This window comes from Streptomyces sp. NPDC093598 (genome assembly GCF_044764825.1).
In the GTDB taxonomy this organism is placed as follows: domain Bacteria; phylum Actinomycetota; class Actinomycetes; order Streptomycetales; family Streptomycetaceae; genus Streptomyces.
Map to the genome: position 1 here is coordinate 79,819 of NZ_JBIWIV010000020.1, position 14,130 is coordinate 93,948.

A 14,130-nucleotide genomic window follows, 5' to 3' on the forward strand; every position below is an offset into this window, starting at 1 on the left:
GAAGGAGCCCGCGCATGAGCGTCCGCGTCCAGCCGATCACCCGTGACGAGCACCTCGCGTTCGTCACGGCCCGCCCCTCCGCCAGCCACACCCAGGTCCCGTCCTGGGGTGAGGTGAAGCCCGACTGGCGGGCGGAGAGCCTCGGCTGGTTCGACGACGGCGGGCAGCTCGTCGGCGCGGGACTGGTGCTGCTGCGCCCGCTGCCCGGGCTGCCGCGCCACCTCGCGTATCTGCCCGAGGGCCCGCTCCTGGACTGGCACGAGCCCGGCCTGGAACGGCTGCTGGAGCCGATGCTCGCCCACCTGAGGCGGCGGGGCGCCTTCGCGGTGCGGATGGGCCCGCCGGTCGTGGTGCGCCGCTGGAGCGCCGAGGCGGTCAAGGCGGCGATCGCGGACCCGGCCGCCCGGCGGCTGCGCGACGTGCGGGCGACGTCGTACGAACCGCGGGCCGGGCAGGTCGCGGACAGCCTGCGCCGCATGGGCTGGCGGCAGTCCGAGGTCTCCGGCGAGGACGGCTTCGCCGCGGGCCAGCCCCGGTACGTCTTCCAGGTGCCGTTCGCCGGCCGCTCGCTGGACGACATCCACAACGGCCTGAACCAGCAGTGGCGCCGCAACATCAAGAAGGCGGAGAAGGCCGGGGTGAAGGTCGTGCGCGGCGCCCTGGAGGACCTGCCGGCCTTCCACGAGCTGTACGTCGAGACCGCCGAGCGGGACCGTTTCATCCCGCGCCCGCTGCCGTACTTCCAGCGCATGTGGACCGCGCTCACCGCCGAACACCCGGACCGGATGCGGCTCTACCTCGCCCACCACGACGGCGAGGTGCTGGCCGCGGCCACCATGCTGACCGTGGGTGACCACGTCTGGTACTCCTACGGCGCCTCCACCGGCCGCCGCCGCGAGGTCCAGCCGAGCAGTGCCGTGCAGTGGCGCATGATGAGCGACGCGCACGAACTCGGCGCCGCCGTCTACGACCTGCGCGGCATCACCGACACCCTGGAGGAGTCCAGCCACCTGCTGGGCCTGCTCCGCTTCAAGGTGGGCACCGGCGGCGAGGCCGTGGAGTACCTCGGCGAATGGGACTACCCGCTCAACCGGCTGCTCCACAAGGCGTTCGGCCTCTATCTGTCCCGGCGGTGACGTCTCACGCCCCGAGACAGCGGCAAAAAGGGTTCACGCCCCTGACGGAGTCCATTACCCTGGACTGTGCAGTGCACCGGGCTGCACGTTGAGTGCGTCCGGGTGTACGCACCGCACACGCGCAGCACCCCGACACCGACCCCCGAGCACAGGACCCGCCCGTGACCACGCCGGAGACCGCCACCTCGCGCCCGACCGCGACCACCGCCGAATCCGTGCCGGGCGCCGGCCTGGGCCGGCTCGGCTCCCTCGGGCCGGTGGGCCTGGTGCTCGCGGGCGGCATCTCCGTGCAGTTCGGCGGCGCCCTCGCGGTCACGCTGATGCCCAGGGCGGGCGCCCTCGGAGTGGTGGCGCTGCGCCTGCTGGTCGCGGCCGTCGTCCTGCTCCTGGTCTGCCGTCCGCGGCTGCGCGGCCACTCGCGCACCGACTGGGGCACGGTCGTCGTCTTCGGCGTCACCATGGCCGCCATGAACGGTCTCTTCTACCAGGCCGTCGCCCGTATTCCGCTGGGCCCCGCGGTCACCCTGGAGGTCCTCGGCCCGCTCGCCCTCTCGGTCCTCGCCTCCCGCCGTGCGATCAACCTCGTCTGGGCGGCGCTGGCCCTCGCCGGTGTCTTCCTCCTGGGCGGGGGAGGCCTCAGCGGCCTCGACCCCACAGGAGCGGCCTTCGCCCTGGGGGCAGGCGCCATGTGGGCGGCCTACATCGTCTTCAGCGCCCGTACGGGCCGCCGCTTCCCGCAGGCGGACGGACTGGCTCTGGCGATGGCGGTGGGGGCGGTGCTGTTCCTGCCGCTGGGCATCGCCGAGTCGGGGACGAAGCTGCTCGACCCGGTCACGCTGGGCCTCGGCGCGGCGGTGGCCCTGCTCTCCTCGGTCCTGCCCTACACCCTCGAACTCCTCGCCCTGCGCCGCCTGCCCGCCTCCACCTTCGCGATCCTGATGAGCCTCGAACCGGCCATCGCCGCGACGGCCGGATTCCTCATCCTCGACCAGGCCCTCAGCGCCGCCGAGGCCGCCGCCATCGCCCTCGTCGTCGCTGCGAGCATGGGGGCGGTGCGCACCCAGGTGGGACGCGGCCGGAGGAAGACGGCGGCGCTGGAGGGAACCGGCCTGGAGGGCTGACCGGCCCTGCGGGAAAGCAGCCGCCGCTCCGCTCCGGTCCGGTTGTCAGTGCCGGGTGCGAGACTGCCCGCATGACCGCACCGGACCCGAAGGCCGACCTCCTCCGCTACCTCCAAGAGGCGCGTGACGCCCTGCTGTGGAAGCTCGACGGGCTCTCCGAGTACGACATCCGGCGCCCCCTGACACCGACCGGCACCAATCTGCTGGGACTGGTCAAGCACACCGCCGGAGTGGAGCTGGGGTACTTCGGCGACACCTTCGGCCGGCCTTTCTTCGACGACAACCCTCCGCCCTGGTGGTACAGCGAGGACGCCGCACCCAACGCCGACATGTGGGCCACCCCGGACGAGTCGCGCGAGGACATCGCCGGGCTGTACCGCAGGGCGTGGGAGCACGCGAACGGCACGATCGCGACGTTGCCGCTGGACGCGCCCGGTCATGTCCCCTGGTGGCCCGAGGAACGGCGCGAGACCACGCTGCACCACATCCTGGTGCGCGTGATCGCCGACACCAGCCGTCACGCCGGCCACGCCGACATCGTGCGCGAACTCATCGACGGGTCGGTGGGCCTGACGCCGGGCAAGGACAGCATGCCGCCGGGCGACCGGGTCATGTGGGAGGCTCATCGGCACCGGCTGGAGGAGGCGGCCCGCGCAGCGGACAAGACCGTCTGAGCCCGCCGAGGCGGACCGGGCCTGCGGCGGTCCTGCCCCGCGACCCGGGGCGGACGGCGCGACGTTGCGGGCACCGCCTAGCGCGCCAGCATCCCGCGCACCGAGATCCCGTAGCGCGCCCGCAGCCGGCGCAGTTCCCACAGCCCCACCACGGTCACCGACAGCGGCGCTCCGAGCATGAACACCGCCCGCACCGGCCCCGGCAGGCCGGAGTACGCCCCGGTGAACAGGTCGATCAGCGTCATCTCCCACACCAGCGTCATGGCGAGCAGCGGCGGCATGGCCTGGTGGATGTCGGCCGTGCGGAACACGTGCAGCAGCGCCAGGCCGACGCCCCAGACGCTGAACGGCAGCACCCACACCAGGACGAGCGCGACGACCACCCACGTGACCACGGTCATCGCCGGGTCGGTGGCGAACCGCCCGTCGACGAAACCGGTGAGCACCATCAGCGGGAACACGAAGACCGCGGCGATCAGGGCCACCATCGCCCCGAAGGGCTTCGCGGCCCGGCGCAGCAGATCCCGGCGGGCCGGCGGGGCGGTCAGGGCCAGCAGGACGCCCACGACCACCGGGAACGTCACGGACAGCACCAGCACGCTGTTCCACGACTGGTCGACACGGTCGTCGGCGGCGTCCCGCAAGGAGCTGCTGACCTTGTAGCTCACCGACACCCACACCACCGCGGCCAGCCCCACGAGCGTGCGGATCTTCTGCATACGGGCGACGAAAGCGTCCTCGACGAGGTCCGGCCGGGACGGCCTGAACACCCGGCGCGCGGTGTGGACGGGGCCGATCCGCCGCCGCAGCCGCGCGATCGGGCCGGGCGGCGGCGCCTGCGGCGGCATGGGCTGAGGCATATAGGGGTGGGGCACATGGGGTGGATACGGCTGCGGACCGTTCGGGTCGTGCGGCGGCTGCCCGCCCGGATTCCAGGTGCTCATCCTTGTGTCTCCCCCGACGCGTGACCAATGGAACGAGCGCGCGGCTCGCAGTGTATTGATCTCGCCGTCGAAGAGCACGCTTCCGGCCACCGCACCATTTCATGCAAGCACGCTTGATTGTTTCTGGTGCCACTGCCATGCTCCTCAGCACGCCGCACCACCCCGCACACCGCCGTGCCCCGAGGGAGCGCCCGTGTCCGATCCGACGTCCGTGATCGACGATCTGCGCGAGGAGAGCGAGGAACTCGACCGCCTCGTCGCCGGGTCGGCCGCGCAGCGCTGGTCGCTCGCGACCCCCGCGCCCGGCTGGACCGTGGCCCACCAGATCGCCCACCTCGCCTGGACGGACCGCTCGGCCCTGCTCGCCGTCACGGACCCCGACGGCTTCCGCGCGCTGGTCGAGAAGGCCCTCGCCGCGCCGGGCTCCTTCGTCGACGAGGGCGCCGAGGAGGGCGCCGCGCTCCCGCCCGCCGAGCTGCTCGCCCGATGGCGTGACGGCCGTACGGCCTTGGAGGCGGCGCTCCGGGCGGCACCGCCCAAGGCGCGCTTCCCCTGGTACGGCCCGCCCATGTCGGCCGCCTCCATGGCGACGGCCCGCCTGATGGAGACCTGGGCCCATGGGCAGGACGTGGCCGACGCCCTGGGTGTGGTGCGCCCACCCACCGACCGGCTGCGGCACGTGGCCTGGCTCGGGGTGAGAACCCGGGACTTCGCCCACGGCGTGCACGGCCTGACCCCGCCCGCCGACCCCTTCCGCGTCGAACTGCGCGCCCCCTCCGGCGACCTGTGGACGTACGGCCCCGAGGACGCCCCGCAGCGTGTCACCGGGCCGGCCCTCGACTTCTGCCTCCTGGTCACCCAACGCGCCCACCGCGTTGACCTCGACCTGCGCGCCGAGGGCCCCGACGCCGACCGGTGGCTCGCCATCGCGCAGGCCTTCGCGGGACCGGCCGGTGGCGGACGCCCGCCGAAGGACCCCGCCTCGTGACCCTCCGCATAGGCAACGCCTCCGGCTTCTACGGCGACCGCTTCGACGCCATGCGCGAGATGCTCACCGGCGGCGAACTCGACGTGCTCACCGGCGACTACCTCGCCGAGCTGACGATGCTCATCCTCGGCCGGGACCGTCTCAAGGATCCCGCCGCCGGATACGCCCGCACGTTCCTGCGGCAGTTGGAGGACTGCCTGGGCCTCGCGCACGAGCGGGGCGTCAGGATCGTCACCAACGCCGGCGGACTCAACCCGGCCGGACTCGCCGACGCAGTACGGCAGTCGGCCGACCGGCTGGGCATCCCCGTACGCGTCGCCCATGTGGCGGGCGACGACCTCACCGCCGTCCTCCCCCGAGCTCTCGGCTTCGCTCGAGCAGGGGGGACCCCCATCGGCACCCTCGCCGCCCACGCCTACCTCGGCGGCTTCGGCATCGCGCAGTGCCTGCGGGCGGGCGCCGACGTCGTCGTCACCGGGCGGGTGACGGACGCGGCCCTCGTCACCGGCCCTGCCGCCGCCCACTTCGGATGGACACCGCACGACCACGACCGGCTCGCGGGTGCGGTGGTCGCCGGGCACGTCCTGGAGTGCGGGGCACAGGCCACCGGCGGCAACTACGCCTTCTTCCGGGACGGCGACGTCCGCCGCCCCGGCTTCCCGCTCGCCGAACTGCACCAGGACGGCAGCTGCGTCATCACCAAGCACCCCGGCACCGGCGGCTTCGTCGACATCGGCACAGTCACCGCGCAACTGCTGTACGAGACGGCCGGTGCCCGGTACGCGGGGCCGGACGTCACCGCCCGGCTGGACACCGTACGGCTGAGCCAGGACGGCCCCGACCGGGTACGGATCGAGGGCGTGCGCGGGGAGGCACCGCCGCCCACCCTCAAGGTCGGGCTCAACAAGCTCGGCGGCTTCCGCAACGAGGTCGTCTTCGTGCTCACCGGCCTCGACATCGAGGCCAAGGCCGCCCTCGTGCGGGACCAGATGGAACCGGCCCTCGGCAAGGTCGCCGACGTGCGCTGGGAGCTGGTCCGCACCGACCGTGCCGACGCCCCGAGCGAGGAGACGGCGAGCGCGTTGCTGCGGCTCGTCGTGCGGGACCCGGACCAGCAGGCCGTCGGGCGGACGCTGAGCGGGGCGGCCGTGGAGCTGGCGCTGGCCGGCTACCCCGGCTTCCATGTGCTGGCCCCACCCGGGAAGGGCTCGCCCTATGGGGTCTTCGAGGATGTGTACGTCCCCCAGGGTGCCGTGGACCATGTGGCGGTCCTCCACGACGGACACCGGGTGCCGGTGCCGCCACCCCACGACACCCTTGTACTCGACGACGTTCCGGAGCCTCCGCTCCCCGAGCCGCTGTCGCCCGGGCCGGTGACAAGGGCCCCCCTCGGCCTTCTCGCCGGCGCCCGCAGCGGGGACAAGGGCGGCGACGCCAACGTCGGGGTGTGGGCGCGCACGGACGACGCCTGGCGGTGGCTCGCGCACGAGCTGACCGTCGACCGGTTCCGGGAGCTGATCCCGGAGAGCCGCGAGCTGACCGTCGTACGGCACGTGCTGCCGAACCTGCGCGCCCTCAACTTCGTCGTCGAGGGCATCCTCGGCGCCGGCGTCGCCGCGCAGCACCGCTTCGACCCGCAGGCCAAGGCCCTCGGTGAATGGCTGCGCTCCCGCCACCTGGACCTACCGGAGGCCCTCCTGTGACCGTCCTGACCTCCGTGCTCGACCCCGCCGGCCCCGACCACCGGGCCAACCGCGAGGCGATGCTCGCCAAGCTCGCCGAACTCGACGCCGAGCACGCCAAGGCCCTCGCGGGCGGTGGCGAGAAGTACGTCGAGCGGCACCGGCGCCGCGGCAAGCTCCTCGCCCGCGAGCGCATCGAACTGCTCCTGGACCCCGACACGCCGTTCCTGGAGCTGTCCCCGCTGGCCGCCTGGGGCAGTGACCACCCCGTCGGCGCGTCCCTCGTCACCGGCATCGGGGTCGTCGAGGGCGTGGAGTGCCTGATCACCGCCAACGACCCGACCGTGCGCGGGGGAGCGAGCAACCCCTGGTCGCTGAAGAAGGCCCTGCGCGCCAACGACATCGCCCTCGCCAACCGGCTGCCCTGCATCAGCCTGGTGGAGTCCGGAGGGGCCGACCTGCCCTCCCAGAAGGAGATCTTCATCCCCGGCGGCGCCATCTTCCGCGACCTCACCCGGCTGTCCGCCGCCGGCATCCCGACCGTCGCGGTCGTCTTCGGCAACTCCACCGCCGGCGGCGCCTACATCCCCGGCATGTCCGACCACGTGATCATGGTCAAGGAGCGGGCGAAGGTGTTCCTCGGCGGTCCGCCGCTGGTGAAGATGGCGACCGGGGAGGAGAGCGACGACGAGTCCCTGGGCGGCGCCGAGATGCACGCGCGCGTGTCGGGCCTCGCCGACTACTTCGCCGTCGACGAGCCGGACGCGCTGCGGCAGGCCCGGCGCGTGGTCGCCCGCCTCAACCACCGCAAGGCGTACGAGGACCCGGGTCCCGCCGAGCCGCCCGAGTACGACGCGGAGGAGTTGCTGGGCATCGTCCCCGGCGACCTCAAGAGCCCCTTCGACCCGCGCGAGGTCATCGCCCGCATCGTCGACGCCTCCGACTTCGACGAGTTCAAGCCGCTCTACGGGACGAGCCTGACGACCGGCTGGGCGACCCTGCACGGCTACCCGGTGGGGGTGCTGGCGAACGCCCGAGGTGTGCTGTTCAGCGAGGAGTCCCAGAAGGCCGCCCAGTTCATCCAGCTCGCCAACCAGCGCGACATCCCGCTGCTGTTCCTGCACAACACCACCGGCTACATGGTCGGCAGGGAGTACGAGCAGGGCGGCATCATCAAACACGGCGCCATGATGATCAACGCCGTCAGCAACTCGACGGTCCCGCATCTGTCCGTGCTGATGGGCGCCTCCTACGGTGCCGGCCACTACGGCATGTGCGGCCGGGCCTACGACCCCCGCTTCCTCTTCGCCTGGCCCAGCGCCAAGTCGGCCGTCATGGGCCCGCAGCAGCTCGCGGGCGTGCTGTCGATCGTCGCCCGCCAGTCCGCCGCCGCCAAGGGCCGGCCCTACGACGAGGAGGCGGACGCCGCGCTGCGCGCCATGGTGGAGCAGCAGATCGAGTCCGAGTCGCTGCCGATGTTCCTGTCCGGGCGGCTCTACGACGACGGCGTCATCGATCCGCGCGACACCCGCACCGTCCTCGGCCTGTGCCTGTCCGCGATCCACACCGCCCCTTACGAGGGCGCGCGCGGCGGCTTCGGCGTCTTCCGGATGTGAGGCAAGAGATGATGTCCACCCTGCTGGTCGCCAACCGGGGCGAGATCGCCTGCCGCGTCTTCCGCACCTGCCGCGACCTGGGTATCCGTACCGTCGCCGTGCACTCGGACGCCGACGCGAACGCCCTCCACGCGCGCGTGGCCGACGTGAGCGTACGACTCCCGGGGGAGACGCCCGCCGACACCTATCTGCGCGGCGACCTCATCGTGAAGGCCGCCGTCGCGGCCGGCGCGGACGCCGTGCACCCCGGCTACGGCTTCCTCTCCGAGAACGCCGACTTCGCCCGGGCCGTCCTGGACGCGGGCCTCGTCTGGATCGGCCCGCCCCCGCGGGCCATCGAGGCGATGGCGTCCAAGACCCGCGCCAAACAGCTCATGGGCATCGAGCCCCTCACCGAGGTCACCGAAGCCGACCTGCCCGTGCTGGTGAAGGCGGCGGCGGGCGGCGGCGGACGCGGCATGCGCGTCGTACGGCACCTGGCGGACCTGGACGCCGAACTGGCCGCCGCACGCGCCGAAGCGGCGAGCGCCTTCGGCGACGGCGAGGTCTTCGCCGAGCCGTACGTGGAGAACGGCCGCCACGTCGAGGTGCAGATCCTCGCCGACACCCACGGCACGATCCGGGCCCTCGGCACCCGAGACTGCTCCCTGCAGCGCCGCCACCAGAAGGTGATCGAGGAGGCCCCGGCACCCGGCCTGTCCGCCGCACTCGACGAGGAGGTCCGCGCCCTCGCCGTACGGGCCGCGCGGGCCGTCGACTACGTGGGCGCCGGCACGGTCGAGTTCCTCGTCGCCGACGGCAAGGCCCACTTCCTGGAGATGAACACCCGACTCCAGGTCGAACACCCCGTCACGGAAGCCGTCTTCGGCGTCGACCTGGTGGCGGAGCAGATCCGGATCGCCGAGGGCCACCCCCTCGCATCCGACGCGCCACGCGCGCGTGGCCACGCCGTGGAGGCCCGCCTCTACGCCGAGGACCCCGCCCGCGACTGGTCCCCGCAGACCGGCACCCTGCACCGCTTCTCCGTCCCCGAGTCGGTCCGGCTGGACACGGGCTACACCGACGGCGACACGATCGGCGTCCACTACGACCCCCTGCTCGCCAAGGTCGTGGCCCACGCCCCCACCCGCACGGAGGCCCTCCGCAAGCTCGCCGCCGCCCTGGAACGCGCCGTGATCCACGGCCCCGTCACCAACCGCGACCTCCTGGTCCGCTCCCTGCGCCACCCGGAGTTCACCGCGGCCCGCATGGACACCAGCTTCTACGACCGCCACCTGCCGGACCTGACCGAGCCGGTCCCCGACCCGCACGCCCCCCTGGCTGCCGCCCTCGCCGACGCCCACGGCCGCTCCCGCTTCGGCGGCTGGCGCAACGTCCCCGCACAGCCGCAGACCAAGCGGTACCTGATGGCGGGCGAGGAGCACGAGGCCCGTTACCGGTACACGAGGGAGGGTTTGGATGCGGACGGGGTGCGGGTGGTGCACGCCGACGCCGGTCTCGTGATCCTCGAAGCGGACGCGGTGGAGCGGAAGTACGAGGTCGCCCGCTACGGCAACCAGGTGTACGTCAACGCCACGCCCCTGACGGCCCTCCCCCGTTTCCCCGACCCCACCGCCCAGCACGCCCCCGGCTCCCTCCTGGCCCCCATGCCGGGCACGGTCGTCCGCGTCGCCGACGGCCTCACGGCGGGCACACCGGTGAAGGCGGGCGAGCCCCTCCTCTGGCTGGAGGCGATGAAGATGCAGCACAAGATCACCGCGCCGGTGACAGGCACGCTGACCGACCTGTGCGTCGCGCCCGGACAACAGGTCGAGCCGGGCATGTTGCTGGCGGTTGTGCAGCAGGCCTGAAGGGGCGCGGGGAACTGCGCGACCAGCCACATACGACCCGCACCCGAAAGGACGCCTCATGGACGCGGAAGCCCACGAAGCCCTACGACAAGCCGTGGCCGCACTCGGCAGACGCCACGGCCGCGGCGGCGACACCACCCGACTCTGGTCCGAGGCCGGGAAACTCGGCTACTTGGGCGTCAACCTCCCGGCGGAGTACGGCGGCGGAGGCGGCGGCATCGCCGAACTCTCCATCGTCCTCGAAGAACTCGGCGCCGCGGGCTGCCCCCTCCTCATGCTGGTCGTCTCACCGGCGATCTGCGGCACCGTGATAGCCCGCTTCGGCACGGACGCCCAGAAACAACAGTGGCTCCCCGCCCTGGCCGACGGCACCCGCCTCATGGCCTTCGGCATCACCGAACCCGACGCCGGCTCCAACTCGCACCGCATCACGACCACGGCTCGGCGCGACGGAGCGGACTGGCTCCTCACCGGCCGCAAGGTCTTCATCTCCGGCGTGGACATCGCGGACGCGACCCTCATCGTCGGCCGCACCGAAGACGCCCGCACCGGCCGCCTCAAGCCCTGCCTCTTCATCGTCCCGCGCGACACCCCGGGCTTCACCCGCCGCCCCATCGACATGGAACTCAACGCCGCGGAGAAGCAGTTCGAACTGGTCCTGGACGACGTACGGCTGCCCGCCGACGCCCTGGTCGGCGACGAGGACGCGGGACTCCTCCAGCTCTTCGCCGGCCTCAACCCCGAACGCATCATGACCGCCGCCTTCGCGATCGGCATGGGCCGCTACGCCCTCGCCAGGGCCGTCGAGTACGCCCGCGACCGCACCGTCTGGAACACCCCCATCGGCGCCCACCAGGCCATCGCCCACCCCCTCGCCCAGGCGCACATCGACCTCGAACTCGCCCGCCTGATGATGCAGAAGGCAGCCGCCCTCTACGACGCGGGCGACGACATGGGCGCCGGAGAGGCCGCCAACATGGCGAAGTACGCGGCCGGGGAGGCCTGCGTGAAGGCCGTCGACCAGGCCGTGCACACCCTCGGCGGCAACGGCCTCACCCGCGAGTACGGCCTCGCCTCGCTGATAACGGCCGCGCGCGTGGCTCGTATCGCCCCGGTGAGCCGGGAGATGATTCTCAACTACGTCTCCCACCAGACCCTGGGCCTGCCCAAGTCGTACTGAGGACCCTGAGACGGCCCGCGCCGCGAGGAGGAACCCGCCATGTTCCGCAGCGAGTACGCAGACGTCCCGCCCGTCGAACTCCCCATCCACGACGCGGTCCTCGCCCGGGCCACCGAGTTCGGGGACATCCCGGCGCTGATCGACGGCACCGACGGCACCACCCTCTCCTACGACCAGGTGGACCGGTTCCACCGGCGCGTCGCCGCCGCCCTCGCCGAGGCCGGTCTCCGCAAGGGCGACGTCCTCGCCCTGCACAGCCCCAACACCATCGCCTTCCCGACCGCCTTCTACGCGGCCACGCGCGCGGGTGCCACCGTCACCACCGTGCACCCGCTCGCCACCGCCGAGGAGTTCGCCAAGCAGCTGCGGGACTCGGGCGCCCGCTGGATCGTCACCGTGTCACCGCTGCTGGACGTCGCGCGCCGGGCCGCCGAAGTCGCGGGCGGCGTACGCGAGATCTTCGTGTGCGACAGCGCGACCGGCCACCGCTCCCTGATCGACATGCTGGCCTCCACGGCCCCCGAACCGCAGGTCGCCATCGACCCCGCCGAGGACGTCGCGGCCCTGCCGTACTCCTCCGGGACCACCGGCACCCCCAAGGGCGTGATGCTCACGCACCGGCAGATCGCCACCAACCTCGCCCAGCTCCACCCGGCGGTCCCCGCGGGCCCGGGAGAGCGCGTCCTGGCGGTCCTGCCCTTCTTCCACATATACGGCCTCACCGCCCTGATGAACGCGCCCCTGCGGCAGGGCGCCACCGTCGTCGTCCTGCCCCGCTTCGACCTGGAGCAGTTCCTCGCGGCCGTCCAGAACCACCGCATCACGGCCCTGTACGTGGCCCCGCCCATCGTCCTGGCCCTCGCCAAGCACCCGGCCGTCGCCCGGTACGACCTGTCGTCCCTCAAGTACGTCATCAGCGCCGCCGCCCCCCTGGACGCCCGCCTCGCCGCCGCCTGCTCCCAGCGCCTCGGCCTGCCGCCCGTCGGCCAGGCCTACGGCATGACGGAACTGTCCCCCGGCACGCACGTCGTCCCCCTGGACGCCATGAACGACGCCCCGCCCGGCACCGTCGGCAAGCTCATCGCCGGCACCGAGATGCGCATCGTCTCCCCCGACGACCCCGGCAAGGACCTCCCCGCCGGTGAATCCGGCGAGATCCTCATCCGCGGCCCCCAGATCATGAAGGGCTACCTCGGCCGCCCCGACGCCACCGCCGCGATGATCGACCCCGACGGCTGGCTGCACACCGGGGACGTGGGCCACGTCGACCAGGACGGCTGGCTGTTCGTCGTCGACCGCGTCAAGGAACTCATCAAGTACAAGGGCTTCCAGGTGGCCCCCGCCGAGCTGGAGGCCCTGCTCCTCACCCACCCGGGCATCGCCGACGCCGCCGTCATCGGCAGGTACGACGACAACGGCAACGAGGCCCCGCACGCGTACGTGGTCCGCCAGCCGTCCGCCGCGGACCTCACCGAGGCGGAGATCATGATGTACGTCGCCGAGCGCGTGGCCCCCTACAAGCGGATCCGCCGCGTCACCTTCATCGTCGGCGTCCCCCGCGCGGCCTCCGGCAAGATCCTCCGCCGACAGCTCAGGGAGAACGCATGACGCTGATCGCCCGCACCCGCGACCGTGCCGTGGAGACCCTGTCCCTCGACTCGCCGCACAACCGCAACGCCCTGTCGGCGGCCCTGGTCGGCGAACTGGCCGACGCGCTCACCGACGCCGGCCAGGACACCGGCGTCCGCGCGATCGTCCTCACCCACACCGGCAACACGTTCAGCGCGGGCGCCGACCTCAAGGACCCCCCGCCGCCCGAGGCACTGGTCGCCCTGCTGCGGCAGATCATCGAACTGCCCAAGCCGGTCGTCGCCCGGGTCACCGGCCACGTCCGCGCGGGCGGCCTCGGCCTCCTGGCCGCCTGCGACCTCGCGGCCGCCGCCACGGACGCCACCTTCGCCTTCACTGAGGTGCGCATCGGGGTCGCCCCCGCGGTCATCTCCCTCCCGCTCCTGCCCCGCACGAACCCGCGCGCCCTGTCCCGCTACTACCTCACCGGCGAACGCTTCGACGCGGCGGAAGCGACCACGACGGGCCTGCTCACCACCCACGCCGACGACGTCGACACGGCCCTGGCACCCCTCCTCGACGGACTGCGCCGCTCCGCCCCCGAGGCCCTGGCCGAGACGAAACGGCTGCTCACGGCTAGGGTGCTGGAAGCCTTCGACCGGGACGCGGACGCCCTCACCGCGCTCTCGGCCCGGCTGTTCTCCTCCCCGCAGGCCCGCGAGGGGATGACGGCCTTCCTCGAACGACGGGATCCGGCATGGGTGGTGTGAGCACGGTCGACCGTGCGGAGAGAGTCCCCAAGCAGGACCGCAGCCGGGCCACCCGGCAGCGGCTCCTCGAAGCCGCCGTGTCCTGCCTCGCCGAACACGGCTGGGCGGGATCCACCGTCTCCGTCGTCGCCGAACGCGCCGGCGTCTCCCGCGGCGCCGCCCAGCACCACTTCCCGACCCGCGAGGACCTCTTCACGGCCGCCGTCGAGTACGTCGCCGAGGAACGCTCCACGGCCCTGCGCGCCCTGTTCCCCGAGGGCGCGGCCGAAGACCGCCACGCCGTCGTCGCCGCCCTGGTCGACCTCTACACCGGGCCGCTGTTCCGCGCGGCCCTCCACCTTTGGGTCGCCGCCTCCAACGAGGAGCAGCTCCGCCCCCGCGTCACCGAGCTCGAATCCCGCGTGGGCCGTGAAACCCACCGCATAGCCGTCGACCTCCTCGCCGCCGACGAATCCGTCCCCGGCGTCCGCGAAACCGTCCAGGGCCTCCTCGACATGGCCCGCGGCCTGGGCCTCGCCAACCTCCTCACGGACGACGCGGCCCGCCGGGAACGGGTGGTGGCCCAGTGGGCAGGGCTGCTGGAGGAGACGCTGGGCTGAG

General features: G+C 72.8%; 12 protein-coding genes. 11 read left to right on the plus strand and 1 reads right to left on the minus strand.

The genetic code is table 11. The features are described from left to right. Nucleotides 1-14 precede the first annotated feature (14 nt). The 3 genes from ACIRDU_RS35310 (at nt 15) to ACIRDU_RS35320 (ending at nt 2,931) form a co-directional block, all read left to right on the plus strand. Nucleotides 15-1,136 (plus strand): lipid II:glycine glycyltransferase FemX, encoded by a 1,122-nt coding sequence (locus ACIRDU_RS35310; protein ID WP_403587569.1) that lies wholly within the window; start codon nt 15-17, stop codon nt 1,134-1,136. 161 nt (nt 1,137-1,297) lie between these two features. After that, a complete protein-coding gene (locus tag ACIRDU_RS35315; protein WP_403587571.1) occupies nt 1,298-2,257 on the plus strand; it encodes an EamA family transporter in 960 nt (319 codons plus the stop codon). A 71-nt stretch (nt 2,258-2,328) separates the two neighbouring features. Then, nucleotides 2,329-2,931 carry a DinB family protein gene (locus ACIRDU_RS35320; RefSeq protein ID WP_403587574.1) on the plus strand — a complete coding sequence of 201 codons (603 nt, stop codon included), beginning with the start codon at nt 2,329-2,331 and terminating at the stop codon, nt 2,929-2,931. A 77-nt stretch (nt 2,932-3,008) separates the two neighbouring features. Here ACIRDU_RS35320 and ACIRDU_RS35325 read toward each other — a convergent pair whose 3' ends face one another. Then, nucleotides 3,009-3,875, minus strand: a complete 867-nt coding sequence (locus tag ACIRDU_RS35325) for a hypothetical protein (protein WP_403587576.1) — start codon at nt 3,873-3,875, stop codon at nt 3,009-3,011. A gap of 193 nt (nt 3,876-4,068) precedes the next feature. On the opposite strand from ACIRDU_RS35325, the gene ACIRDU_RS35330 reads away from it, so the two are divergent. From ACIRDU_RS35330 to ACIRDU_RS35365, 8 genes are read left to right on the plus strand one after another with little or no spacing between them, the layout of a single operon-like run. Then, nucleotides 4,069-4,863, plus strand: a complete 795-nt coding sequence (locus tag ACIRDU_RS35330; protein ID WP_403587578.1) for a TIGR03084 family metal-binding protein — start codon at nt 4,069-4,071, stop codon at nt 4,861-4,863. After that, nucleotides 4,860-6,566, plus strand: coding sequence for an acyclic terpene utilization AtuA family protein (locus tag ACIRDU_RS35335; RefSeq protein WP_403587581.1), 1,707 nt, complete (start codon nt 4,860-4,862; stop codon nt 6,564-6,566). Before ACIRDU_RS35330 ends, ACIRDU_RS35335 begins: the two co-directional genes overlap by 4 nt. After that, a complete protein-coding gene (locus ACIRDU_RS35340) occupies nt 6,563-8,161 on the plus strand; it encodes an acyl-CoA carboxylase subunit beta (protein WP_403587583.1) in 1,599 nt (532 codons plus the stop codon). Before ACIRDU_RS35335 ends, ACIRDU_RS35340 begins: the two co-directional genes overlap by 4 nt. 8 nt (nt 8,162-8,169) lie before the next feature. Continuing rightward, nucleotides 8,170-10,011: an acetyl/propionyl/methylcrotonyl-CoA carboxylase subunit alpha gene (locus ACIRDU_RS35345; RefSeq protein WP_403587586.1), complete on the plus strand. Its 1,842-nt coding sequence runs from the start codon at nt 8,170-8,172 to the stop codon at nt 10,009-10,011. A 58-nt stretch (nt 10,012-10,069) separates the two neighbouring features. Then, nucleotides 10,070-11,191, plus strand: coding sequence for an acyl-CoA dehydrogenase family protein (locus ACIRDU_RS35350; protein ID WP_403587588.1), 1,122 nt, complete (start codon nt 10,070-10,072; stop codon nt 11,189-11,191). A gap of 39 nt (nt 11,192-11,230) precedes the next feature. Next, on the plus strand, nt 11,231-12,799 hold the full coding sequence (locus tag ACIRDU_RS35355; RefSeq protein ID WP_403587589.1) for a 4-coumarate--CoA ligase family protein: 1,569 nt from the start codon (nt 11,231-11,233) through the stop codon (nt 12,797-12,799). Next, a complete protein-coding gene (locus ACIRDU_RS35360) occupies nt 12,796-13,530 on the plus strand; it encodes an enoyl-CoA hydratase family protein (protein ID WP_403587591.1) in 735 nt (244 codons plus the stop codon). Before ACIRDU_RS35355 ends, ACIRDU_RS35360 begins: the two co-directional genes overlap by 4 nt. Further along, nucleotides 13,518-14,129 carry a TetR/AcrR family transcriptional regulator gene (locus ACIRDU_RS35365; protein ID WP_403587593.1) on the plus strand — a complete coding sequence of 204 codons (612 nt, stop codon included), beginning with the start codon at nt 13,518-13,520 and terminating at the stop codon, nt 14,127-14,129. The genes ACIRDU_RS35360 and ACIRDU_RS35365 overlap by 13 nt, the downstream gene beginning before the upstream one ends. The last annotated feature ends 1 nt before the right edge of the window (nt 14,130 follow it).

What these genes read in the sequence shown, in the direction of transcription:
- ACIRDU_RS35360 (WP_403587591.1), top strand. Translation starts at nt 12,796, where the DNA reads ATGACGCTGATCGCCCGCACCCGCGACCGTGCCGTGGAGACCCTGTCC.
- ACIRDU_RS35345 (WP_403587586.1), top strand. Translation starts at nt 8,170, where the DNA reads ATGATGTCCACCCTGCTGGTCGCCAACCGGGGCGAGATCGCCTGCCGC.
- ACIRDU_RS35320 (WP_403587574.1), top strand. Translation starts at nt 2,329, where the DNA reads ATGACCGCACCGGACCCGAAGGCCGACCTCCTCCGCTACCTCCAAGAG.
- ACIRDU_RS35355 (WP_403587589.1), top strand. Translation starts at nt 11,231, where the DNA reads ATGTTCCGCAGCGAGTACGCAGACGTCCCGCCCGTCGAACTCCCCATC.
- ACIRDU_RS35325 (WP_403587576.1), bottom strand. Translation starts at nt 3,875, where the DNA reads ATGAGCACCTGGAATCCGGGCGGGCAGCCGCCGCACGACCCGAACGGT.
- ACIRDU_RS35350 (WP_403587588.1), top strand. Translation starts at nt 10,070, where the DNA reads ATGGACGCGGAAGCCCACGAAGCCCTACGACAAGCCGTGGCCGCACTC.
- ACIRDU_RS35365 (WP_403587593.1), top strand. Translation starts at nt 13,518, where the DNA reads ATGGGTGGTGTGAGCACGGTCGACCGTGCGGAGAGAGTCCCCAAGCAG.
- ACIRDU_RS35310 (WP_403587569.1), top strand. Translation starts at nt 15, where the DNA reads ATGAGCGTCCGCGTCCAGCCGATCACCCGTGACGAGCACCTCGCGTTC.